The organism is Actinomyces sp. ICM39, assembly GCF_000282935.1.
GTDB classification, from domain to species: domain Bacteria; phylum Actinomycetota; class Actinomycetes; order Actinomycetales; family Actinomycetaceae; genus Pauljensenia; species Pauljensenia odontolytica_B.
Genome location: NZ_ALCB01000025.1, coordinates 1 through 22,943, shown reverse-complemented (window position 1 = coordinate 22,943; position 22,943 = coordinate 1). Strand labels below are relative to the sequence as shown.

Sequence of the window (22,943 nt, the reverse complement as noted above, 5' to 3'; positions counted from 1 at the left end):
CGGTTTTTCTTTCGCTTCTTGGTTCTGTGAGGCAGCACTGACGCCCACTATGCAGGATGCTACTCCACCGTGTTCTGTGAGAACGCCCCAAACGTGTGTCATTTGATTGAAGTCCTACCAATAGCGCACCATTCTTTGGCATACTGAGGGGCGGAAATAATCCGCCATCATAGGAGCCGTCCGTGCCTCAGCAAAACGTCCCCACTACAACTGAGCAGGCCCCGGCCTCGTCTGCGGGTGCTGCCAAACCCAGCCTCGGTCGCGTGATTGCCGCGTGGGCGGTGCATGCGTTCACCATCTCGGGCCTAGCGTGGGCGACGCTCGCGCTGTTCGCGATGCTCGATAACAACATCCCCATGATGTGGCTGTGGTTTGTCATCGCGCTCATCGTTGATGGTGTCGATGGCACGCTGGCCCGTAAGGTCGGCGTTCGCCAGGTGATCCCCTGGTTTGACGGCGGCGTCGTCGACAATCTCGTCGACTACCTGACGTGGACGTTCCTGCCCGCGCTCTTCATGGCGATGTACCTGCCCTTCGGACCCAAGCCGATCCCTGTCATCATGATGGTGGTCATCATCGTGTCCTCCGTGTTCTGCTACGCGAACGACGGAGAAAAATCGAACGACAACTACTTCGTAGGCTTCCCGGCTGCGTGGAACTGCGTCGCGATCGTCATGTACGTGCTTCAAACACCCGCGTGGGTGAACATTGCGGCGACGATCTTCCTGGCGATCATGACGCTGGTCCCGCTGCACTACACGCACCCGGCCCGCGTGAAGCGTTTCCAGATTCCGAACATCATCGGTGCGGCCGCGTGGATCGTGGCCTGCGCGTACATGGTGGTCTTTTACCCGGTCCAGCCCCTGTGGACTCTGATCCTGTTCTGGGTTGGTGGAGGCTGGTTCCTCATCGCCGGGTTCATCCGTACGGCGACCGGCGAGGACAAGTAGTCGCCGCATCACGAACGGATACGAAAGTCCCCCGGGCACTGCGCTCGGGGGACGTCGTTATGCGAGCCCGATAAACACATTCGCGGTCACGTCACGTGAGGGCAGGGGCGGACCTCAGAGGAACGAGGCCGGGGCTTCCGGCGCTCGGAACACACTGGGATGCAGCAGTAACGGCGTGCCTACAGCAGCTCTGCGAGGCCCTTCTTGACGGCGCGGTCGCGCTGGTAGCGGAAGACTTCGAGGAAGATGCCGCCGAAGAAGATCAGCGCGATGGCGGTCCATACGCCCGGGGGAGCGTGGCGCCCGTACATGAGGAAGTACACGTAGGGTGCGAGGAAGGTGATGGCGGCAGTGATGGCGCCGACGACGCGGTGCCAGAGCTTTTGGCCGGCGACCATTTCGATGAGGCCCCACGTGTAGGGGATGGCGGTGATCATGTCGATGGCCCACAGGATGCGCCAGTCGCCCCGGAAGTGGGGGACGTACATGACGGGCACGGCCCGCGCCATCGAGTACACGAGGACGACGACGTAGGCGATGAACTTGGGGTTGCGGCACAGCCGCAGGAATGCGGCGCGTTCGATGATGGAGGCGCCGACGGCCCGGGATGCGTGGGTGGCGTGCGAGGAGGTTGTGAGCGTGTCGAGTCCGGCCATGGCGACGCGCATGAATTCGCGTTGCTCGTCGCTGCCGGCTGCCCAGCGCTCTAGCAGCTCGAGGGGGGACAGGGCGATGGGGGTGTAGCCGTCGCGTGGCTGGCCGGCCTCGTGGATGAGGTCGTCGCCGAGAGCCTCACGCAGGCGCGAGAGCTGCTCGGTGGGGATTTCAGCGATCCACAGGCGCACACGGCGTTGGATGGCGTCGTGGAGTTCGTGGGAGAGCGCGTGTCCAGCGGCGGAGTGGGGGGAGAAGCCTTCGGCGGCGATGTCTGCCAGGGCGCCGGGATATTCGACGATGCGGGTTGTGAGGTCGCCGGCCCGGTCGACGCCCGAGATGGCGATGATGGTGGCAGCGTCCCACTCGTAGCTGCGTGCGATCTCAATGTCGAGGATCGAACGCAGTGTAATGAGGGAAGCGGTGTCACTCACGTGGGGCCTCTCGTCGGGAGTCGGACACATCCATTGTGCCTGACAAAGTGGTCGGAATGCACGCTCGAGGCTGGCGTGGCCTCGCCGCGTAGAATCGGGGTATGGCGAAACGACGGATTGATCCGGGCGAGGGAATGGTGGCGCTGCGCTCGTGGCGCGAGTCGGTGGAGCGCGGCGAGGAGCCGGCGCGTGCGGTCGTGCTCACTGCCGTGCGCTTCACCCTCGAGGAACTGGGAGTTCTGCATCCGGGCCGTGCAGTCGAAGTGCGTGTGCCTCCCGCGGGCGCAGTGCAGATCCTGCCGGGTACGACTCATCGGCGTGGTACGCCGCCCGCCGTGGTCGAAACCGACGCCGTGACGTGGCTGTCGCTCGCGTGTGGGCTCCTCACGTGGGACGAGGCCGTGGCTGGCTTGCGCGTGAGCGCATCGGGTGAGCGCACCGACCTGGGGCCCCTCCTGCCGCTCGTGTGAGCGGCGGGAAAGGGGAAGGAATGCTCAGGCCTCCAGCTGGGGCACGCCGAAGCGGGCCTCGAGCTTGGGGGCGAGCCACTTCTGGGAACCCTTGTATGCGTAGCGCTGGGCAACGGCGGCGATGGCCGCGGAGGTCGAGGCGAAGAGCACCAGGGAGGCGATGGTGACGTCGTCGGAGTCTTCGGCGGGGATGGGGCGTCCGGTGGCGACCTTCCAGCCGACTTCGAAGAGCTTGGAGGCGGCGAAGGCCGCTCCGGCGATGACGACGGTCGTGGCGACCTTTTCGATGGTGGCTGAGTCCATGGTTGCCTCCTGGCGTGGGGGGTGGTTGTCCCTGTGCGCGTGCGCACGATTCCATGATGCCCCACGCGGCGCTCTTGCGCGAGGCCCACGGGCACGCTGTCCTATGCTTGAACGGTAGTGTTCCCGTCTGAAGGATTCCTCATGGCTCGCGCCCGCTCTGTTTTTGCGCTCTCGGCCCTCGTTGTTGCGGCGTCGACGATTGCGGCTTGTACGCCGTCCGTGTCGTCGAGCGCGCCCCGGGATCCGTTCGCCTCTCCGATTGTGCCGGGTCAGAGCGCCCGCGCCTCGTCGGCCGCGACCACGGCTGGCACGATTGATGCTCCGACGCCGCGCAGTGGTTCGGGGACGGTGACGGTCGCTCTGGTGGGTGGCGCGCAGCTGCCGATGGTGACGGCGCAGGAGTTCACGAAGGCGACGGGTTTCACGGTGGCCGCGGTGCCCGTCGATAGCGTTGCGGGCCTGGCGAAGACGAACGCGGATGTTGTTGTGGGGCTTGACGGCGCGGATGCACTGCAGGCGAGCGCGGCCGGTTCGATTGCGGCCGTGGCGCCCCAGGATACGGTGACACTGTCGGGCACGGCTGTGGAGGGCGCGGCTGCTGCCGTCGCCTACGGTCGTGACGACGTCTGCGTCATTGCCGACAAGTCGTGGATGAGCGCGAATGGACGCCCGCTGCCGACCTCGTTCGGTGATCTGACGTCTCCGCGTATCCGCGCGCTGCTCGCGGTCCCGGACCCGGCCTCGTCGTCGGTGGGGCGCGCGTTCGTGCAGGAAGCTGCCTCGCAGATGGGCGAGGGCCTGGGATCCTTCGCGCAGTCCCTGAACCCGCGCGTGGACGCCTCCTTGGGGGCGACGATTGGCGCGTGGACTGCGGGCGCGCATGTGTCCGAGGAATACCTCTCTGAGATCGCGGGGGCCTCCGCCGCCACGTCGGGAGCGTACCCGCTGGTTGTGGCCCCGCGTTCGCTGGCCGCTGCCGCAGCGACGAATACGGGCGCGGATTCCTACGGTACGCCGATCTCGTCGACGTGCATCGCCCGCATCATGTACGTGGCCGCGACGGGCTCGTCGGCCTCCGATGGCGCCGAGTCGCTGATTGCCTGGCTGCAGGGGGAGACCGCTCAGCGCTCCCTGGCGACGACCGGTGCGGCGTACCCGATTGACGGTGTGCTTGCCGCCGACACGAAGGCCGGCTGGCTCATGGGTATTACGGGCGAGGCGGTCGTCGCTGACGAGACGATCGGCTCCCTGGACGCGCTCGATGCCTTCCTGGCTACGTGGTCCTCGGCGCTGGCTTCCCCGGCGCCGACCACGCCGAGTACGCCCGACCCCGCGACCGACCCGGGCACGCAGGACACTGGACAGGATCCGGCGCCCGCGGATGATGCGGCGACCGATCCGGGCCTCGACGATTCGGGTGACGAGGAGTAATCCCCGCCGGACGCCCCTGAAGAGTCAGCCTCGCAGCATTGCGGGGCTGACTTTGCATTCTTCGCCGATGCGCATGGGGGCGATGAGGCCCGCTTCGCGCAGCTCGAGGAGGCGCGGCACGGTGCGCTCGACGACCTTCCACGGGTCGATCGTGTTGAGGTAGATGCGCGTGCCGCCTTCGAAACCCGCGAGCGTCGAGATGCGCCACTTGAGCAGGATGCGCCAGCGCATGGGCGTGGACACGGTGGGCGGGCGGTGGTACCACTCCTCGTTGGCGGGCACCTCCACGCCCGTTGCAGCGTGCGCGGCGTGGAGGATGTCGGAGATCCCCCGCATGGCCTCGGGGCTGACCTCCCACGGGTTCGCGGCTGCTCCCAGGGGCCAGATCGCGATGCCGGGGAAACGGTGCCCAAACCCGGCCAGGGCGACGGCGTGCTCGTTCTGGGCGATGAGGAGCTTGCGCGTGGCCGCGACGGTGAAGATCTGGTCGTAGATGTCGGGCTGGGCGCGCAGGCGCTCGAGTTCAGCTTCGGTCTGGACGGACAGGTCGTCGATTGCGACGAGCTGCTTGTGGAGGTGGTCGAAGGACGCGCCCGCGGGGCGCAGCCAGTTCTGGAACGTCGCCACATAGCGCACGGCGGGGTCCAGGTCGTACAGGTCGCGCATCGAGCGGGCCGTGTAGGCCGTGTACTGCTCGTGCTCCTCGGGGGTGAGGGTGCCGGACCCGGCGAGCTGGTGCGCTTCGGTGGCGCCGTCGACGTAGTGGCGCTTGCCGATGATGAGGTCGTGCCCGCCGGAGAAGAAGCCGTTGGCGTACTGCAGGCGCGCGGTCTCGCTGGTGGCCGCAAACTCGCCCTCGCTCATGCCCGAGGCCAGCATGCGGGCGCGCACGACGTTCATGACGTGCTCGTAGCCGGCGTCCGAGGCGAGGTAGTGCGCCATGCGGCGGCGGTCATTCTCGGAGGGGACGTGCCCGTGGTTGAGGTGCCAGTAGTTGTAGGAGACGATCTCAAACAGGTTGGGGATACGTCGGAATTCGGCGACCGTGTCGCCGAGCTGATCGGCGCCGAGGGCGTCCAGCTGCTCCCAGGACCCGTCCTCGTGGCGCACCAGGCGCGACTTCTCGGGCGGGGTCTCGAGGTATCGGCCGGAACAGAACGCGCAGTGGTGTCCGTCGGCCTCGTGGTTGATCGGGTTGTGGTCCGAATGCGGCGCGGTCAGGGGCCGGTTGCCGCGGCCCGGAACGGTCCACACCTCTGTGCCCGTGAGGAGGTTCTGCTGTTTGACGGTGCCATCGGCCAGTCGAACGATGGCGCGGTCGGCGCGCGTGAGCTTGGAAGCCATGTCTGTATCGTACCCGTCTTCAGAGTCGGTCCATCGTGGCCGGATGCGACCCCATGCGACCGGCTTCGCCCGCGTCGAGGGCATCGATGCGCGCGGTCTGTTCGGGATCCAGCGAGAAGGAGAACACGTCGAAGTTGGCGGCCATGCGCTCGCGGCTCAGGGTCTTGGGGAAGACGACGTGGCCGCGATCCAGCGCCCAGCGCAGCGCGACCTGCGTTGGTCCCACGCCGAGCTCAGTGCCGATTTCGATGAGAGTCGGGTCGGTGACCGCGCGTCCGCGCGCCAAGGGGGACCATGCCTCGAACACCATGCCGAGTCCCTGTGCGTAGGTGCGCAGGTCGGCGTTGGGGAAGAAGGGGTGGGATTCAACTTGGAGGACGTGCGGGGCGACTGTTGCGACCGCGCGGACGGCCTCGATGTGCTCGCGCTCGTAGTTCGACAGGCCGATTGCGCGTGCGCCGCCTGCGTTGAAGGCGTCCTCGAGGGCGGGCCAGGGCAGGGCGACGTCGCCTCCGTAGAGCGTGGGCAGCGGCCAGTGCACGAGGAGGAGGTCCACGTAGTCGGTGCGCAGGTCCTCGAGGGAGCGCTGGATGGACGCGGCTGCCCGATCGGGCTCGTGGTTGGAGTTGTCGACCTTCGTCGTGACGAACAGGTCTTCGCGCGCGATGCCCGATGCCTCGAGCGCTGCCCCGACCTCGGCCTCGTTGCCGTACATCTGAGCGGTGTCGATATGACGGTACCCGACCTCGAGGGCGCGGCTCACCGCGTCGTACGTGTCCTCGCGTGCGACCTTGTAGGTGCCGAATCCGAGCACGGGGATGGGTGATCCTGTCGGGAGTATGAGGGTCGGAATCGGGGACGAGGCCGGGGTGGGGCCAGCGGGAAGCGGGGTGTTCATCGGTGAATCCTCCTAGTCGTTCCCAGTGTAGCCTCCCGCACACGCTGCGGTCGCCGTCGTCCGCGGGCGCGGTCGGTCCGCATGTCGTAGCGTTGTCCTCGTTTAACGCCGTGCGCGGCGACGATCTGAGAGCGCAGGAGGAATCATGATTAATGCCTACGAGACGGAGGACGGCGTCGTCTTCGACATGAGCAACCTGGAGTGCGAGGCGCTGCGCTCATACGCCGACGGACTCCTGGCTGATCCCGAGCATCCGTTCGTTGAGCTGCTGCGCGGCCAGGGCCTCGTTGTTGGTGATACTCCCGTCCCGCGCCTCGCTGCTCTCCTTCAGGCGTTCTCGCAGGCAACGAAGGTGCTGACCGCCTGGGTCGTCGCTCCGGCTGGGTGCCGCCGATCCACCTTCTTCGTTGGCCCGCACTCCTCTGTGGTGTCACGGTGCGAGGACGGGATGCTACTTCCCGGCGAGGATGACCCGTTGTCGGTGTGGGTGGTTGACTCCGCGCAGCTGCGCGACACGTTCTTCGAGCTCAGCGCCATCGGCGAGCCTTCCGGCGAGGGGGTGTTGCCGACGGCGGTGCCGGCGACGCTCTTCGGTGCCCTCGAACGGGCGGAGGTGACGGAGATACTCGTGGAGGTGCCGAAGGTGGCCCGTGAGATCGCCGAGCTCATCGACACCGAGGTGGACGAGGCGACGGGAGGCTTCTGGGCGGACCTCGCGGATGACTCGTGGGTGGGACTTTCCGTGCGGGTCGTTGATGCGGTGTCGTACCCGAGTCTGTCGGGCGAGAGCTGGCGTTTGCTCGCCACCAGCGAGGAGGTCTGCGAGGTGCTGGCCGGCGTTGAATTCACCGAGCTGTATCCCGACGAGGTGCCCCTGCTGGCGAGCGCAGATGGTGAGTTCTGGGCGGTTGCTGCGCCTTCATCGACGGGGGTGCTCTGGGAAGATATCGAGGATGTTCTCTCCGAGTAGTCCAACTCCTGAACCGCAGATCTCACAGTCTGAGAACGTCGGGTGACAAATTATTTCTGTCCCGATGGTCAGTCGGCCTGTTTGCGGCGTTTTTCCCGGCTTTGGACGCTCGTGGTCCTCTCTTTTGAGGAGGCTGACCGCGTGAGTAGAGAAGTGCTGAAATGTCGCTGAAAAACCCTTGAATGGCGTCTGCAATGTGGTTGACACTTAAATTGGTATGACGGTCAATATCTGTGATATAGCGCGAAAATTCGGGGACTCCTGTCTAACCAGACGGTAGGCTTTATGTTAGGTAACCCACCGTGAATTCCCCGCTCTAAGAGCAAAATTCGCGTACGATAGATACTGTTCAACCACAGATCGTCTACACGTCCAGACAATGAACGGAGAGTTATGTCGGTTCGCAATGCACTGCTGGCGCTTGTTGCGCAGCAGCCCGCCGGTGTCTACCGCCTGAAGCAGATGTTCGAGGAGCAGACGTGCGGAGCATGGCCGCTGAATATCGGCCAGGTCTACCAGACGATGCAGCGCCTCGAGCGCGATGGTCAGGTTGTGTCTCACGCTGAGACCAACGCGGGCCGTGATTCTGAGGTCTTCGAGCTGACCGATGCTGGTCGCGACGTCCTCGCCGCCTGGTGGTCCACCCCCGTTCCCCGCGAGCACCCCGAACGTGATGAGCTCGTCATGAAGCTTGCCGTGGCTGCCGCCGACCCGACGGTCGACGTCGAGGCCATGATTCAGACTCAGCGTCGCTCGACCCTAGGTTCCCTGCGTGACGTCACCCGCCTGAAGGCTTCGGCCGATGAGGGTGAGCTCGCATGGAAGCTCATCCTGGAGCGCCACATCTTCGACCTTGAGGCCGAGCTCAACTGGCTCGACCACATCGAGTCCGGTGCGGTCTCCGAGGCCGCGCGTCGTGCCGCCTTCGCTGCCGCGAAGGGTCGCTCGATGAGCTGGGCTCAGGCTGAGGCCAGTATTTCGGAGCGTGCCGGGGTGCGATGAGCCAGCCTGTGCCACTACCGATCCGGATGGTTGGCGTCGGACATGAGTTCGGCGCGGACGGTGTCCGAGTGAGAGCGCTCGACGGGATCGACCTTGAGGTCGCACCCGGCGAGCTTCTCGCTGTTATGGGACCCTCCGGCTCCGGTAAGTCGACGCTCCTGTCGATCGCCGGTGGTCTCGAGCGTCCGACCCGTGGAAGTGTCTTCATTAACGGGGTTGACCTGGCGTCGCTGGACAGCGTGCACCGCGCCGAGGTGCGTCGCCGCTCAATTGGGTACGTCTTCCAGGACTACAACCTGATCCCGTCTCTGTCGGCTCTTGAAAACGTTGAGATGCCGCTGCAGCTCGATGGTGTGAGCCCGTCGAAGGTCCGCTCGGCCGCGATGGCTGCGCTGGAGGAGGTGGGCGTTGCCGACCTGGCAGACCGCTTCCCTGAGCTGCTCTCCGGTGGTCAGCGACAGCGCGTCGCGATCGCCCGCGGGCTCGTGGGTAACCGCTCGGTCATTCTTGCGGATGAACCGACGGGTGCGCTCGATTCTCACACTGGCGAACAGATCATGTTGGTGTTGCGTGATCACATTGATGCCGGTGCAGCCGGTATCCTCGTGACTCATGAGGCCAGAATGGCCGCATGGGCAGATCGAACTGTCTTCCTACGCGACGGTCGCATCGTCGACCGCTCGAGGGGAGACTCGCTGAGGGATCTGCTGGCAGACACAGCACCAAGGATCTAATGAGCAGGCTCAACACACGGATGAGGCGATGGGGAGTAGTACTCCGCATCGCCTCTCGTGATGCGCGCCAAAGCTTGGGGCGCACGCTCACGGCGGTGTTTCTGATCTCGCTGCCGATCATTATCGCGATCGCGGCGATCACCTTCTGGGATGTGACGACCTCGCAGCGCTACCATGCCTCGTCGTGGCTCGGACACCGCAGCGACGTGCAGGCGGTGACGCTGCATCGCTCCTCGAGCGCCCTCGAACAGGACTTTACGGTCGATCGCCTGGCGTCGACGGCCTCGAGCGACGAGGTATCGGTCTCGATGGAGACCCTCAACAGCTGGGTGCCAGCAGGCGACCATCTGATCGCCGTTGACACTCTCTACCAGCTGCGTCTGGAAACGGCTGAGGGCGCGGGCTTCACGGTTGACAACGGCACGCAGACGGCCTCGCTCGAAGCTCCGCGTGTCAATGCTGGAGGCAAGACCGGGCCCCTGGCCGCCGGCCACGCCGTTATTTCTCAGGATGTTGCCCGAGCGCTCTCGGTCTCGGTCGGAGACAGCGTCAACCTGTCCCTGACGATCGCTAAGGAACGCGCAACGCAGACCCTTAAGGGAACCGTCGTTATCGATGCACTCATCGGTGGCACCGAGCGCGCCATTATCGGCGACGGAACGCTTCCCATCGATCGCCTTGCCGTCGCGGGGCGCACGCAGACGGCCTGGTACGTGATCGGACCTGTGCCCATCACCTGGGAAAAGGTCCGTGAGCTCAACGCGTCCGGCTTCTCTGTCCTGTCTCGCCAGGTGTTGGCGAGCCCGCCCGACGCCTCGGTGCTCTCCCCGCGCCTCGAACAGTACGAGGTATCCCAAAACGCTCGTCGTGCGAACCCCGGCCAGTACCTTCTCCTCGTTGCGGGTATCCTCCTGATCCTCACGGAGATGGTCCTGCTGATCTCGCCGCTGTACACCGTCGCTCAGCGCTCGGTGATGCGCACAGCCGCCATGATCGTTGCGAACGGCGGCGACCGCACGGACGGACGCAGGCTCACTATTGCCCACGGCGTCATCATCGGCATCTACTCGGCGTTTTTTTCTGCCGCCTTGTCTGCGGCCTCCATGGTCGGCATCGGCATGTGGTCGGGCCTGGGTATCGGCATCGTCCCCTGGTGGCCTCTCGCGCTGTCTGTGCTCCTGCCGGTTCTCCTCTCGCTGATGGCGTCCGTGTCCCCGGCGCACACGACCTCCCATATCGACACCTCCGCCGTTATCGGCGGGCGCGTGTGGGAGCCATCCCGCCTGGTGCGACGCCGCATGATCTACCCGCTCGCCCTCCTTGCCGGCCTGCCGCTGCTCGGCCTTGCCGCCTGGCAAGGCTCGATTCTGGTGCTCGTCGTCGGTATCGGTCTGCTCGAGGCGGGCCTGATCGGATCGATCCCCTACATCTTCACCCGGTGGCGTGCTCCCAACCGCCGGGCGTCGATGAGCATGCGCCTCGCCCTGCGCGACGCGGTGCGCAACGGCCATCGTACGTTCCCGGCCATGGCCTCGATCCTGACGACCGTGTTCGTTGCCTGCAGCCTGCTCATCACCCTGTCCTCGTCGAACGAGGCCGGCTGGAACGCTCGCCCCCACGTGGGCCAGCGTGGTCAGATCTTCGTGTCGACCGTCGATCGCACCGAGTCGGTCAAGCGCTCACGTGACCTCATGAAGTCCGCTGTCGATGCCGTCAACGCCCAGCGCGGTGTCACGTCGCAGGTGACGCTCAATGGCCTCGCGTGGAACAGCGGGCCGGGTGGCCCGACCAGCATGGTCGAGGCAGTGCACCCCTACAACGGTTCGACCTTCACGATGTCGGACAAGATTGGCACCATGACGGAGCTGGACCTGGCCTACATGGTCGACGACGGCACGTATCTGCGTGAGGCTGGATACTTCACCAACGAAGACGACATGGTGCGTGCAATCGCGACCCTCAACGCCGGCGGTGTCCTCATTCCCGATCCGCAGTACATCGACGGCGCTGGCCAGGTGACGCTGCGCAGCCTCGATATGAGCGCCATCGCCGAAGCGAAGGCTGCCGGTGCCTCGGACGACAATCTGCCGGACGCCAAGGTGACGACCGTCCAGACCTTCGTCGCCACGCCCCTGACTCGCGTCAACATCATCGTGTTGTCGCCGACCGCAGCGTCCTACCTGGGCCTGCAGGCGCGGCCTCTGGGCGAGCTCCTGACCGTCGAGAAGCAGGTCAGTCCCGTCGACGCTCCGTCGTTCCAGGCGACGATTGCCCGCCAGGTGCCCGGCGCCTCTGCTCAGGTCATTGTCCCGACGATGCGTTCCCTCGTCCTGCCCTACGTTGCAGCGCTTATCGCCGTTGTCGCTGCGGCGGCCACGGTCGCCCTCGTCGTCGCCCTGTCGGCCTCGGACATGCGTCCCGATCTCGATACACTCGACGCAATCGGTGCGGCCCCCGCGATGCGTCGCCACGTCACCACGTGGCAGGGTATCGTGCTCGCGCTGAATGTCATCCCGACGGCCGTTCTGTCCGGCCTCGTCGTCGGCGTCCTCGCCGTCATTACGTTCGCTAACGCGCATGTATTCTCGACGCTCACTACGCTGCGGCCGATCGTGCCGTGGGGTGCGCTCCTGGGCATGCTCATCGGCATGCCGATCCTGTGTGCCCTCGTCGCGATTGTCCTGACGCCCCGCCACCAGAATCGTATTCGTCGCATCAACTAGGGGACGTCGATGAGTGAGACCCCCGACGAAGTCGTTATCCCTGCCGGCGCGCTCGCCTCGTCGTCCGTGCGTGTGGATACCTGGCTGTGGGCGACCCGGCAGCTGAAGTCACGCTCCCAGGCCACGGCCGCCGTGCGCGCGGGGCACGTGCGTGTCAACGGTGAGCCCGTCAAGGCCGCCTACAAGGTGCGCGTGGGGGACGAGGTACGCCTGCGCATCGAGGGCTTCGACCGGATCCTCGGGGTGGTCCTGCTGCTGAGCAAGCGCGTCTCCTACCCGCAGGCTCGTATCTCCTACGACGACCGCACCCCGGAGCGTCCGCGCATGCACATCCCCGTCGCGATGCGCGAGAAGGGGAGCGGTCGGCCGACCAAGAAGGAGCGCCGCGAGCTCGATAGGCTTCGTGGGTATGACTCCCACGAGCACTACTGAGCGCATCGACGAGGCCTGGGGTCCTACGTGGGACGTTGACATGGTGGGTTGGTCGTCCCGTTGCTCGATGTCCTTCCGTGGCCGTGCGCCTCATCATCCGCCGCACCGCACACAAAGACCCCGCCGCCCATGGGGCGACGGGGTCAGTGTGATCAGGGAAGCCGCGTCAGTCGTTCGGGTAGAACGACTTCACGCCGATCTTGTAGTACTCGCCCCAGGTGGGGTCGTAGGGAATTTCGAACTGCGTGCTGCCTGTTCCGTTGCTGTCGACGGTCAGGGTGGCCACGTCGCCGACGTCGTATCCCTTCGACGTGAACGCGTTGTTCGTCGTGCGCACGGTCATGTCGAGCGTCACCGTCGCGGAGGAGAGCATCGCGAGGCCCTTCTTCATGTCCTCGCTGGCCTTGACGGTCACGGAGCACGTCAGAGCCGTGCGTGACTCATTGGCGACGCACTCGCTCGACTCGGTGCTGAAAGCCTCGTTGGGCGTGTTATTGGCGACGAGGTCGTTGATGATGACCTTCTTCTCGCACTGCTGCTTGACAATGCTTCGGACCTCGTCGTTGACGTCGAGGTAAAGGCTGTACAGATCGTCGAAATTCTTGACGTTGTCGGGCGTGATCTGCGAGCACCAGTAGGGGGCGAACTCTTCGCCGGCCTGCTTGAGGGTCGCTGCGGCCTCGTCGCGCATATTGACAGCGGACCTGGAGGCCTGCACGGTCAGAAGGAGCATGATGGCGGTCATGAGCGCAAGGAGCGCTGCGATGATGAAGGCGAGGCGGTTAAAGAGGGTCAGGCCCTTGCTCTTACCGGGCTTCGCCGGGGCTACGGTGGCGGTGGGAGCCTCGGTGGCTGCGGCCGTGTTCAGGTCACTCATTCATTGCCTCCTGCACCTTCTGATGTTCCTTCTGCGCGTCATTGAGGATGGACTGAGAATGCTCGACGTCCTCCTGTGCCTTTCCGTGCATACCTGTCGCAACGATGCTCGTGCCCAGGAAGAGGACGACGAGGAGCGAGGCGATGACGGCGAGGACGATCTGTCCGCGGGTAGCCTTGGTGGCAGGTGCCTGGGCTACGGGGGTGAACTGCACCGTGGCGTTGGCGGGTTGCGGCGACGTCTCTGCGGCGGTGGCGTCGGTGGTCTCGCTGGTGGCCGCGGCATCGCCTGCGGCGTTCGGGGTTTCGGAATCCGTGGAGGTGCTGGAAGCGGGCGCGGCCTGATAGCGGTCGGTCCACTGGGTGCCGTCCCACCAGCGCAGCTGGTCAGTTCCTGCAGGGTCTGCGTACCAGCCCTGGACGGGGTTGCTCACGAGGAGCCTCCTTTCACTGTGTCCCGACTATTCTAGGGGAGCTCGAATTTCATTGAATCGGTCAGTGATAGGCCTCACGTCGCATATGGACAGTGAGGTGCGGTGCGATATCTCAGGGAAAGCGATGGTCCCGCCACCCGTGCGGGCAGCGGGACCATCGTGCGATGCTCAGGCTTATTCGTTCGGGAAGTACGACGTCACCTGGATGTCGTAAGCGGTGCCCCAGTTGATATCGATGGGAACATCGAAAGATGTCGTTCCGGATCCGCTCGAATCAAGCGTTATCGTCGCGACGTTGTCGATCACGTGTGGGTCGGTGACTAAGTTCGTCGGAGTGGTGGCGACACGCATCCGCAGGGTCGCGGTCGTCGCCGAGTAGAAGCTGAGTCCCTGCCCCAGCGTGTACGGATTGGTGGCCACGGTAGCAGTGCAGGAAGCAGTATTTTCCGACTCGTTGACGGTGCACTCGGACGTGACTATGAATGCCTCAGTGGGATCGTGCGAGCTAATGAGCTTGGCAACGGCCACTTTCTTATTGCACTGACGTTCGATCTCGCCCTTTTGTTGCGACGACGCTGCGTCGTAGTCCCTAAACAGAGTGGACATCTTATCGGCGTTCTCCGACGTGATCTGGTCGCACCAGCTGGTCGCCTTGATTTCGAGGGTCCGTCTCTTGGCATTTTCCGTCGCGCTCGTCAGGCTCTTCACCTCGTTGTTACGGGAAATGGCCTGTGAGAAGAGCGTGATCATGGCGACCGCGCTGACGATAACAATGAGGGCCAAGATCCGGTTGACGATAGTCAGGCCACGGACCTTGTGCTGCGGGAAAGACAGGGGGCGGGAGTAGTGTTCGCTCACTTGGCTGCGTCCTTCGCTTCCTGGAGCGTCTGCTCTGCCTGATCGTACAGGGATTGTGCGTTCTGCAGGTCGTTACCGGCACTCACATACGCGCTGCCTGCCAGTGCAGCGCCAGCGATGAAGAAGAACGTCAGGAGTCCCAGGATTCCCGTGGTAACGAGCTGCGAGGCTGGGGGCTGAGCTTTGGGCTTCGTTGCTGCTGGCTTCGCTGCTGGCGGCGTCGCGGCGGGCACCTGGACGGGAGCGCCGGTGGGGGGCTCTTCTACTTGCGCGGCGGGCTGAGGGTGGGTGTCACTAGCTGCTTCGTTGCCGGTGGGTGCAGGGCGGAACTGCTCGCTCCACTGGGTGCCGTCCCACCAGCGCAGCTGGTCGGATCCTTCGGGATCTGCGTACCAGCCCTGGACGGGGTTGCTCACGAGGAGGCTCCTTTCACTGTGTCCCGTCAATTCTAGGCCAGCGTGAATTGATGGAATCTGTTCAGTGATTGGCCTCACGCGTTTGTCAGAGGCTGGTCGGCCACCAGGACGTCATCGAGAAGCCGCACTCGGTCTTGTCGGTCATCGCCGGGTCGTAGGGGACGGAGATTGTGAACGTAGCGGGGGTCCCCGGCGTGAGTGTCACCGTCGTCGTCCCCTGGTAGGGGGAGGAGGGGCTCAGCGTGGTTCCCTTGTCGAGTGTGTAGCCGGAAATCGTGAGCTCAAGGGGGCCGAGCGAGGAGATGGCACTCGTGGAGCTCAGCGTGATGGTGCCGTTGATTGTCGTGGTCACCTGGTCGGTCGTGCACTCCGGGACTCCGGGGCTGAATGCGGCCTCGGCACCGGCGCGCTGCGCGTTGGCGTACGTCTCCTTGGGGGCGCACTCCTCGTGAATGGCGTCCTTGACGGCCTGCGTCGCCGAATCGTAGGACTTAATGGCGTCGCGGATCGATGCCGCCCTCTCTCGGGTGATGGAATCGCACCACGCCTTGGCGTCCTTGTGAACGTTGGCAGCGTCGAGGCGTGTCTTCGCGTCTGCGATCTGCTGGTCGACCGCAGCCTTCTCGGACTGAGCCTGCTCGGCCTGTGTGTCGTAGCTGGACGCCGAGTGCGAGCGCCAGGCGTTAATTCCGCCGACGACGGCTGACAGGATGATGAAAATGACAGCGAGGGCGGCGCCCGCGACGGTCGCGGCGCGTAGGGGGGCGGGTGCGCTCACTTCTGGGCCTCCTCGATCTGTCGGTTGATGTCTGCGAGGGTGGACTGCGCGGTATCGAGTTCCTGCTGCGCGGTTTCGGCGCGGCTCTTCGCCTCATCGTGGATGCGGCCGCTGGCGCCCAGGTGGGACCATGCGACTACGAGGACCGTGATGAAAACGGCGACAAGCATCCAGGAGGCGACGCAGCCGAGCGTCCACTTGAGGGTGCCGGAGCGTTTCTGCGCCTCCCGAGGGCTCGTGGCGTCGCCGGGCATCGGGACGGGGGTATCGTTCCCCTCGTTCATGGACGAGGCGGGGGCGGGCTCCCATGCGCCCGTTTCCTCGGGGGAGGGAATGGGGTCGGAGACCTCCCAGTGCGCGGGATCGTCCGGGGAGGGGATCGGGGGGATCTCGGCGTTGGCCTCGGCCGCCGCGGTCGAAACGACGTGTTCGGGCTGAGCGTACTGCGGGGCTTCGTCGTAGGCGGGGATCGCCTCAGCCTGTACGGGAGTTGCTCCGGCCTGCGTGGGCGCCGCCTCGTAGGGCTCGACGTACTCAGTCCAGGCGTGGCCGTCCCACCAGCGCAGCTGTGCGGCGCCGGTCGGATCGGCGTACCAGCCTTCCGCAGGTTCGCTCATTGTGGTTCACTCTCCCGTGTCATATCAAAACCGAGTGTCTGGTCAGGGAGTCTAGTCGCCTGAGGGATGGTGGGCAACTATGTGCTCAGACCCCGCTGGGCCAGATGCTTACAGCGCGGATACCGCAGGATCCCGAGTCAAAGGAAGGTAGTGGAACGTTCGATGTCAGTGTGCCCGTTCCTCCCGCGGGAACAGTGATTGTCTGCTTGTCCACAGGTTGATGACCCTTGGTGGTAGAACCAGGGACGAGGTAGACCTCGACGGTGACGTCGTACGCCGATGCGCCAGCCAGGTTTGCTCCGGTAATGGAGATGGATCCCGAGATCGTCGCCGAGGAAGCTCCACCCGAGCAGGCGGTAGTTTCTGCCTTGAGTGCTCCCTGCGCGGTATCCTTCGCGTATGCCTCGATAAAGCTCTTCTTCTGCGGGCAAATCTGGCCGATGACCTCGCGTCGTGTCGCCGTCAGTGACGAGTAGTCACGCGCAACCCTGTCGAGCGTGTCGAAATCTGCTTTCGCGCTCGTCAGACCGTCGCACCATGCCTGGGCTTCCTTCTTATTGGTCGCCTCGGTGATCTTGGTGCGGGTCGTCGCAGTCTCGGTCTCTGTCTCCTTCGTCTTCTCGCGCAGGGATTGGGCGTCGCTCTGCGCCTGCCTGGCGGACTCTGAACGTGAGTGCGCGGTGAGCCCCAGGACCACCGACAGGATGAGGAAGAGAACGGCGAGGGCGGCGCCAATAGTCGTCAGTACTTTCAGGCCGCTGTGGGATCCTGCCGGATTCTGCGCGGGCGCCGGAGCGGGGGTAGGAACGTAACTCACTGCTGCAACTCCTCGAGTTCCTTCTTAGCTTGATCAAGCTCCTTTTGTGCCTGGTCGTACTGCCTTTGAGCCTCGTCGCGTTCTTGGACCGCGGGCGTGAGTTCGGCGCGCGCGTGCGAATAGGAGCTGCCCGCGATAATCGTCGTCACTCCGAAAATGACGACAGCCGCCCACACCGCAACTGTCGCGAGCTTCCAACGCGAGGTGTTCTTCGGCGTCTTCGTGTTTGCGGCCTTGTTGTCCCGCGCGTCCTTCTTCGGCTGGTTGAAGGTCGGTTCGGAGCCGTAGGGGCTGGAGGACACGGTAGGGGCCTGCTTGTTCGAAGGCAGGTGAGGGCCCTTCGGGGCAGAGGTCTGCTGCGCGCTGGCCCCCTGTGCGACGGCGGCCTGCGCGCTGTCGGGGGCGCCGGGATTGGGTGCGCCTGTCGGCATGGCCTGCATCGGCGCTTGCTGCCCCATCCCCTGCTGGGGAAACCCCTGTGTCTGCATGCCATGTTGTGGCATGCCCTGGTGGGGGATCCCCTGCTGTGGCATGCGCTGCTGCTGTGTGGGCATCGGCTGGTACTGTTCCGTCCACGAGCCGCCGTTCCACCAGCGCAGGCGCTGGCTGCCGACAGGATCCGGGTACCATCCGGCTGCTGGTTGAGACATGATCGTCCTTTCAGTTCCTGGCACCAGTGTAACCAATCCGTGAGGTTCATAACGCAGGCAATATGACAGTCGCGGGGAACGCCGGACGCATGACAGGTACTCTGAAAGCTATGGCCTCTCTTTTCGCGTCTTCACCCCTGCTCGCACTGTTTGTCGTTGTTGCGTTGGGTGCGGCGATTGGGGCCATTCGGATCGGCCCGCTGCGCTTCGGGGCGGCGGGTGCTCTCTTCGTCGGCCTCATCGTTTCGGCGCTGCATCCCGAGGTTGTCAGCACCCACATGTCGATCGTCCAGCCGATGGGCCTGGCCTTCTTCGTGTATTGCGTCGGCATTTCCGCGGGTGCCACCTTTTTCCAAGATTTGCGTAAGCAGACGAACCTCCTCGCCCTCACCACGATCGTATGCGTCGTGGGTGCGCTCATCGCGCTCGCGGGAGGCCGCCTCCTCGGCCTGTCTTCGGGCTTGACCTCGGGCCTGTTTACGGGTGCTCTGACGGCCGCTCCCGCCCTCGACACGGCCACCCGCCTCACGGGAGATCCCAACGCGGCGGTCGGCTACGCCTTCGGCTATCCGGTGGGTGTCATCGGCGGCATCCTCATCGTCACGATCACCGTGACGAGGAAGTGGGTCGGCCCCAAGGACACGCCTTCCCTCGCGGGGGCGTCCCTGGAGGCCGTGAGTATTCATGTCTCCAAGCACATCAACACGCGCGACATCGACGCGTGGCGCGATCAGCGCGTGCGCCTGTCCTACCTGCGTCGTGACGGGCGCACCCGCGTCACCGCTCCCGGCGAGGACCTGTTGCCGGGCGACCATGTCGTCATGGTCGGCGATCCCGCGTCGATCAAAGAGACGGCGCCCCTCGTCGGCGAGATCCTCGACCACAACCTCGAGGACGACCGTTCCGACCTTGCTTTCGAGCGCATCGTCGTGTCCAACCCCGACGTCGCCGGCCGCAGCGTCTCCGAACTCAATGTCACCAAGCGCTTCGGTGCTGTTATCACGCGCGTGCGCCGTGGCGACCTGGACCTCCTGGCCCGCGACGACCTTGACCTGCAGCTCGGCGATCACGTCGCCGTCGTCGTTCCCACGGATGAGCTCGACGGCATCGCCGAGTGGCTCGGCGACTCCGAGCGCCGCGTCGCTGAGGTGGACGGCATGGCCTTCGGCATCGGCCTCGTCCTGGGCCTGCTGCTCGGCGTCGTCTCCTTCCCACTGCCCGGCGGCCAGGGTTTCCAGCTGGGAGCCGCCGCGGGCCCCCTGATCGTCGGCATGCTGCTCGGCGCCCTGCGCCGCACCGGCCCCCTCGTGTGGACCCTACCCGCCGCCGCGAACCTGACGATCCGACAGATCGGCCTCATGCTCTTCCTCGCCGCCCTGGGCCTCAACGCAGGCCCGCAGTTCGCGAGCCTGCTCGGCAGCCCCGAGGGCTGGCGCGCCGCCCTCCTCGCCGCCGTCATGGTCGTCGTCTGCTGCGTCATCCAGGCTCTCGGCGCGAAGTTCATCGGACTGTCCTCCGCGCGTGCCGCCGGCGGCATCGCGGGCTTCCTCGGCCAGCCTGCCGTCCTGCAGGCCGCCGAGGCCCGTGTCACCGACGAGCGTATCGAGGCCGCCTACGCGACTCTCTTCGCCTTCGCGATCATCGTTAAGATCCTGCTCCTGCCGGTCATCACCTCGTTCCTGTGAGCGCCGTAGACTAGGGCCATGGCTACCCCCGACTTCGTCCTCGAATTGCGCCGTCACGTCGGTCATGCGCCCCTGTGGATGCCCGGCACGACCGTCGTTATCCTGCGTCCTGCCCCGGACCGTGCGGCGATCGACTGGGAGCGCCCCCTCTCGCCCGAGGACGTCGAGATCCTGTGCGTGCGCCGCTCCGATAACGGCGCCTGGACACCCGTGACCGGCATCGTCGACCCGGGCGAGGAGCCCGCGGCCGCCGCGGCCCGCGAGGCCTTGGAGGAGGCCGATGTTCGCATCGAGGTTCGTCGCCTCCTCTCCGTCGAGGTCGTCGGCCCCGTCACCTACGACAACGGTGACGTCACCACCTACCTGGACGTGGCCTTCGCAGCTGAGTGGGTGAGTGGCGAGCCGAGGCCCGCCGACGGCGAAAACAGCGAGACCGCATTCTTCCGCGGCGACCAGCTTCCGCCCATGAACGACCGCTTCCGCCGCGCCGTCGCCAAGGCGCTGAGCGCCCGCCCCGACGCGGACTTTCTCACCGCCTGACGGCGCGTGACCCGCGGGCAGGCCCCGGCCTCGTCCCCGTCTGCGCGGAAAAGCTTGTGTTTGCGTCAAACCCCTTGCGGGACTGAAGTCCTAGTGGTGGAATGGGTGCATGGATACACCTAACGAGATCGTTTACACCGTCACCGCCGACTCCACTGGTGGTCGCGCCGGCACCTCCTCCGTCCCCGCGCTCGGCATCAGCCACGTCATGCGCATGCCCAAGGAACTGGGCGGCCCCGGCGACGGCCCCAACCCCGAAGCCCTCTTCGCCATGGGCTACGGCGCCTGCTTCCAGGGCGCCATGGGCCTGGCCGCCAAGGAACTGGGCATCGACACCAAGGACTCCGTCGTGCGCACCACGATCGGCCTTGGCCCCGAGGGCGACTCCTTCGCCCTCACCGCCGACATCGAGGTCTTCATCCCCGGCGTCGAGCTCGACCGCGCCCAGGCCCTCGTCGACCGCGCGCACCAGCTGTGCCCCTACTCCAAGGCCACGCGCGGCAACGTGCCCGTCACCGTCACCGCGGTCGCTGCTCTCTGAGCGCACCCGATAGACGAAAGAACCCCGGCCTCGTCCGTTTCACATGGACGAGGCCGGGGTTGCTCTATGCGCTCAGGCGTCAGGCGCCCCGGGCGTCAGGCGCCCTGCTGCGGGTGCCGCGCGCACGGCTTCACCCTTCGGGCTTGCCGCGCGCGGGCGTCCCGGGCGTCAGGCGCCCTGCCAGTACGCCGCAAGCACCCGGGCGAGGTCGAGGAGATCATCCACGTGGCTCATCTCGCGCGCCGAGTGCATCGACAACAGGCCCACGCCCACATCCACCGTCAGAATCCCCAGGCGGGTCGCCGTGATCGGGCCAATCGTCGTCCCGCACGGCATCGCGTTGTTGCCCACGAAGTTCTGCGAAGCGACACCCGCCGCCGCACACGCACGATTCCACAGGGCGATGCCCTCGCCATCCGTCGCGTAACGCTGCTTCGAGTTGATCTTGATGATCGGGCCGCGGCCCATCATCGGGCGGTTATCCGGATCGTGGTGCCCCGCGTAGTTCGGGTGCACCGAATGCGCCGCGTCCGCGCTCACGCACGACGAGGCCGCGAGCATCCGCTCGAAGCCGTCCTCGTCGCGGCCCAGAGCCTTCGCCGTGCGGCGCAGCACCGTCTCCAGGATCGGGCCGGCCGCACCCGTGCGCGACTCGGAGCCCACCTCCTCGTGATCGAAACACATGAACACCGTGACGTCGCCGCCCGCGGGCGTGCCCTGTGCGGCCAGGCGCTCCAGGGCCACCAGGCCCGGGTGCACGCTCGACAGGTTGTCCTGGCGCGAGGCCGCGATGAACTGGCCCTTGTCACCGAAGAAGCCCGGCCCCTGGCTGGGGGTGAGGATCAGGTCGAACGCCGCGACCTGCGAGGCGTCATCCAGGCCCGCCGTGCGCGCTACGTACTCCAGCACGTTGCCGTACGGGTTATCCACCGTCCACACCGGGTGCAGGTGCTTCTGCGGATCCAGCTTCAGACCGCCCGGATTCACGTCGCGATCCAGGTGGATCGCCAGCTGCGGGATGCGAGCGATCGGGCCCGTGCGGGCCAGGATGACCTCGCCACTATTCAGGACCAGGCGGCCCGCCAGCGTCAGCTCGCGATCCAGCCACGAGTTCCACATCATGCCGCCGTACACCTCGACGTCGATCTGGCCCCAGCCATCCGGCGTCGTCGACTGCACCGACGGCTTCACCGAGAAGGCCGGCGAATCCGTATGCGCGCCCACGATACGGAAGCCCGCGTCATCGGCAACCGTCTCGGGCACGAACCACGCGGCCACCGCGCCACCGCGCACCATCACGTGACCGCCCGGGGAGGCGTCCCACGCGCCCTTCTCGTCGATGCGCGTAAAGCCGGCGTCCACCAGGCGCTGCGCCACGACCTCGGCGGCGTGATAGGGGGAAGGAGAATCGAGGAGGAAATGCTGATAGTCCACCGCGTTCGCGTGGACCTCGTCCAGTTCAAGCTGTGCCATACCTCAATGGTAGAACGCCGCGCGTGGCGTGGCCTACGCTTAAGGCATGAGTGAGATCCCCGCATACACCCTGAACGACGGCCTGGACGTCCCCGCTATCGCGCTGGGCACCTACAACCTGCGCGGCTCCTCGGGTGTGTCCTCCATGGTGTCGGGCATCGATGTCGGCTACCGCATGCTAGACAGCGCCTTCAACTACGAGAACGAAGGTGCCCTCGGTGCCGCCGTGCGTCGCTGCGGCATCCCCCGCGAGGAACTGCGACTGGTCTCCAAACTCCCCGGGCGCCACCAGCGCTACGACGAGGCCGTCTACACCCTCGAAGAATCCCTCATGCGCGCCGGCCTGGACTACTGGGACATGTACCTGATCCACTGGCCCAACCCCAAGCGTGGCCTCTACGTCGAGGCCTTCCAAGCCCTGCTGGACGCCCGCGACCGCGGCCTCATTCGATCCGTCGGCGTCTGCAACTTCCTGCCCGAGCACCTTGAGCGCGTGCACGCCGAGACCGGCGAGTACCCGAGCGTCAACCAGATCGAGCTGCACCCCTACTTCCCGCAGGCCGCCGCGCTGGAATATCACGCGCAGGTCGGCGTGCTTACCGAATCGTGGAGTCCCCTGGGGCGCAAGTGGCGCATCGTCGAAGACCCCGCGATTGTCGCCTTGGCTGCCGAAGTGGGCGTGTCCCCGTCGCGCCTCATCCTGCGCTGGCACTACCAGCTCGGCACCATGCCCCTGCCCAAGTCCGGTAACCCTGAGCGCCAACGCGAGAACCTCGACATCTTCTCGTTCTCGCTGTCGCCTGAGCAGATGGCTGCGATCAGCGCGCTTGGCCGCCCCGACGGCCGCCAGGCCGACCAGAACCCGGAGTACTACGAGGAGTTCTGACTTTTTGGGTGTTGCTTGTGGCACCAC

The 22,943-nt window shown here is 65.6% G+C and carries 25 protein-coding genes; 12 read left to right on the top strand and 13 right to left on the bottom strand.

From position 1 onward, the window contains the following. Positions 1 to 182: 182 nt before the first annotated feature. Complete coding sequence (locus tag HMPREF1137_RS01540; protein WP_007587997.1) at positions 183 to 950, top strand: CDP-alcohol phosphatidyltransferase family protein; 768 nt, start codon at positions 183 to 185, stop codon at positions 948 to 950. A gap of 179 nt (positions 951 to 1,129) precedes the next feature. On the opposite strand, the gene HMPREF1137_RS01535 is transcribed toward HMPREF1137_RS01540, so the two are convergent. After that, positions 1,130 to 2,038 carry a hypothetical protein gene (locus HMPREF1137_RS01535; RefSeq protein ID WP_007588024.1) on the bottom strand — a complete coding sequence of 303 codons (909 nt, stop codon included), beginning with the start codon at positions 2,036 to 2,038 and terminating at the stop codon, positions 1,130 to 1,132. Positions 2,039 to 2,139: 101 nt separating this feature from the next. Between HMPREF1137_RS01535 and HMPREF1137_RS01530 the strand changes: the two genes are divergently transcribed. Next, a complete protein-coding gene (locus tag HMPREF1137_RS01530; RefSeq protein ID WP_034496250.1) occupies positions 2,140 to 2,508 on the top strand; it encodes a sterol carrier family protein in 369 nt (122 codons plus the stop codon). A gap of 24 nt (positions 2,509 to 2,532) precedes the next feature. On the opposite strand, the gene HMPREF1137_RS01525 is transcribed toward HMPREF1137_RS01530, so the two are convergent. Then, positions 2,533 to 2,811: a DUF4235 domain-containing protein gene (locus tag HMPREF1137_RS01525; RefSeq protein ID WP_007588034.1), complete on the bottom strand. Its 279-nt coding sequence runs from the start codon at positions 2,809 to 2,811 to the stop codon at positions 2,533 to 2,535. 141 nt (positions 2,812 to 2,952) lie between these two features. Here HMPREF1137_RS01525 and HMPREF1137_RS01520 point away from each other — a divergent pair, with 141 nt between their 5' ends. After that, entirely contained in the window at positions 2,953 to 4,242 is a 1,290-nt protein-coding gene (locus tag HMPREF1137_RS01520; protein ID WP_007588009.1) for a type 2 periplasmic-binding domain-containing protein, read from the top strand. A 24-nt stretch (positions 4,243 to 4,266) separates the two neighbouring features. Here HMPREF1137_RS01520 and HMPREF1137_RS01515 read toward each other — a convergent pair whose 3' ends face one another. Continuing rightward, positions 4,267 to 5,586, bottom strand: a complete 1,320-nt coding sequence (locus tag HMPREF1137_RS01515; RefSeq protein ID WP_007588035.1) for a DUF4921 family protein — start codon at positions 5,584 to 5,586, stop codon at positions 4,267 to 4,269. 19 nt (positions 5,587 to 5,605) lie between these two features. Further along, positions 5,606 to 6,484, bottom strand: a complete 879-nt coding sequence (locus HMPREF1137_RS01510) for an aldo/keto reductase (RefSeq protein ID WP_007588033.1) — start codon at positions 6,482 to 6,484, stop codon at positions 5,606 to 5,608. Positions 6,485 to 6,629: 145 nt separating this feature from the next. Between HMPREF1137_RS01510 and HMPREF1137_RS01505 the strand changes: the two genes are divergently transcribed. The 5 genes from HMPREF1137_RS01505 (at position 6,630) to HMPREF1137_RS01485 (ending at position 12,345) form a co-directional block, all read left to right on the top strand. Beyond that, positions 6,630 to 7,454, top strand: coding sequence for a hypothetical protein (locus tag HMPREF1137_RS01505; RefSeq protein ID WP_007588015.1), 825 nt, complete (start codon positions 6,630 to 6,632; stop codon positions 7,452 to 7,454). 393 nt (positions 7,455 to 7,847) lie between these two features. After that, positions 7,848 to 8,456, top strand: coding sequence for a PadR family transcriptional regulator (locus HMPREF1137_RS01500; protein WP_007587994.1), 609 nt, complete (start codon positions 7,848 to 7,850; stop codon positions 8,454 to 8,456). Further along, positions 8,453 to 9,190 (top strand): ABC transporter ATP-binding protein, encoded by a 738-nt coding sequence (locus HMPREF1137_RS01495; protein ID WP_034496246.1) that lies wholly within the window; start codon positions 8,453 to 8,455, stop codon positions 9,188 to 9,190. The genes HMPREF1137_RS01500 and HMPREF1137_RS01495 overlap by 4 nt, the downstream gene beginning before the upstream one ends. A gap of 20 nt (positions 9,191 to 9,210) precedes the next feature. Continuing rightward, positions 9,211 to 11,913, top strand: coding sequence for a hypothetical protein (locus tag HMPREF1137_RS01490; RefSeq protein WP_034496243.1), 2,703 nt, complete (start codon positions 9,211 to 9,213; stop codon positions 11,911 to 11,913). Between the two features lie 9 nt (positions 11,914 to 11,922). Continuing rightward, positions 11,923 to 12,345, top strand: a complete 423-nt coding sequence (locus HMPREF1137_RS01485; protein ID WP_007588038.1) for an RNA-binding S4 domain-containing protein — start codon at positions 11,923 to 11,925, stop codon at positions 12,343 to 12,345. A gap of 166 nt (positions 12,346 to 12,511) precedes the next feature. Here HMPREF1137_RS01485 and HMPREF1137_RS01480 read toward each other — a convergent pair whose 3' ends face one another. The 8 genes from HMPREF1137_RS01480 to HMPREF1137_RS01445 all read right to left on the bottom strand — a co-directional run bounded on the left by HMPREF1137_RS01480 (position 12,512) and on the right by HMPREF1137_RS01445 (position 17,791). Then, a complete protein-coding gene (locus tag HMPREF1137_RS01480) occupies positions 12,512 to 13,222 on the bottom strand; it encodes a hypothetical protein (RefSeq protein WP_007588013.1) in 711 nt (236 codons plus the stop codon). Further along, positions 13,215 to 13,655 carry a DUF2510 domain-containing protein gene (locus HMPREF1137_RS01475; RefSeq protein ID WP_007587991.1) on the bottom strand — a complete coding sequence of 147 codons (441 nt, stop codon included), beginning with the start codon at positions 13,653 to 13,655 and terminating at the stop codon, positions 13,215 to 13,217. Before HMPREF1137_RS01475 ends, HMPREF1137_RS01480 begins: the two co-directional genes overlap by 8 nt. Positions 13,656 to 13,829: 174 nt before the next feature. After that, complete coding sequence (locus HMPREF1137_RS01470) at positions 13,830 to 14,513, bottom strand: hypothetical protein (RefSeq protein ID WP_007588007.1); 684 nt, start codon at positions 14,511 to 14,513, stop codon at positions 13,830 to 13,832. Further along, a complete protein-coding gene (locus HMPREF1137_RS09730) occupies positions 14,510 to 14,929 on the bottom strand; it encodes a DUF2510 domain-containing protein (RefSeq protein WP_007588003.1) in 420 nt (139 codons plus the stop codon). The genes HMPREF1137_RS01470 and HMPREF1137_RS09730 overlap by 4 nt, the downstream gene beginning before the upstream one ends. A gap of 85 nt (positions 14,930 to 15,014) precedes the next feature. Next, on the bottom strand, positions 15,015 to 15,707 hold the full coding sequence (locus HMPREF1137_RS01460) for a hypothetical protein (protein ID WP_007587998.1): 693 nt from the start codon (positions 15,705 to 15,707) through the stop codon (positions 15,015 to 15,017). After that, on the bottom strand, positions 15,704 to 16,324 hold the full coding sequence (locus HMPREF1137_RS01455; protein ID WP_007588036.1) for a DUF2510 domain-containing protein: 621 nt from the start codon (positions 16,322 to 16,324) through the stop codon (positions 15,704 to 15,706). The genes HMPREF1137_RS01460 and HMPREF1137_RS01455 overlap by 4 nt, the downstream gene beginning before the upstream one ends. An 85-nt stretch (positions 16,325 to 16,409) precedes the next feature. Beyond that, on the bottom strand, positions 16,410 to 17,141 hold the full coding sequence (locus HMPREF1137_RS01450; RefSeq protein ID WP_007588005.1) for a hypothetical protein: 732 nt from the start codon (positions 17,139 to 17,141) through the stop codon (positions 16,410 to 16,412). Beyond that, positions 17,138 to 17,791, bottom strand: a complete 654-nt coding sequence (locus HMPREF1137_RS01445) for a DUF2510 domain-containing protein (RefSeq protein WP_007588011.1) — start codon at positions 17,789 to 17,791, stop codon at positions 17,138 to 17,140. Before HMPREF1137_RS01445 ends, HMPREF1137_RS01450 begins: the two co-directional genes overlap by 4 nt. A gap of 110 nt (positions 17,792 to 17,901) precedes the next feature. Between HMPREF1137_RS01445 and HMPREF1137_RS01440 the strand changes: the two genes are divergently transcribed. From HMPREF1137_RS01440 to HMPREF1137_RS01430, 3 genes are all read left to right on the top strand, one after another. Continuing rightward, complete coding sequence (locus tag HMPREF1137_RS01440) at positions 17,902 to 19,476, top strand: aspartate:alanine exchanger family transporter (protein WP_007588021.1); 1,575 nt, start codon at positions 17,902 to 17,904, stop codon at positions 19,474 to 19,476. 18 nt (positions 19,477 to 19,494) lie between these two features. Next, positions 19,495 to 20,016, top strand: a complete 522-nt coding sequence (locus tag HMPREF1137_RS01435; protein ID WP_007588001.1) for an NUDIX domain-containing protein — start codon at positions 19,495 to 19,497, stop codon at positions 20,014 to 20,016. 109 nt (positions 20,017 to 20,125) lie between these two features. Then, a complete protein-coding gene (locus HMPREF1137_RS01430; protein ID WP_007587999.1) occupies positions 20,126 to 20,557 on the top strand; it encodes an Ohr family peroxiredoxin in 432 nt (143 codons plus the stop codon). Between the two features lie 168 nt (positions 20,558 to 20,725). Here HMPREF1137_RS01430 and HMPREF1137_RS01425 read toward each other — a convergent pair whose 3' ends face one another. Further along, on the bottom strand, positions 20,726 to 22,030 hold the full coding sequence (locus HMPREF1137_RS01425) for a M18 family aminopeptidase (RefSeq protein WP_007588018.1): 1,305 nt from the start codon (positions 22,028 to 22,030) through the stop codon (positions 20,726 to 20,728). Positions 22,031 to 22,076: 46 nt separating this feature from the next. Between HMPREF1137_RS01425 and HMPREF1137_RS01420 the strand changes: the two genes are divergently transcribed. Next, positions 22,077 to 22,916, top strand: a complete 840-nt coding sequence (locus tag HMPREF1137_RS01420) for an aldo/keto reductase (RefSeq protein WP_007587996.1) — start codon at positions 22,077 to 22,079, stop codon at positions 22,914 to 22,916. Positions 22,917 to 22,943 lie beyond the last annotated feature (27 nt).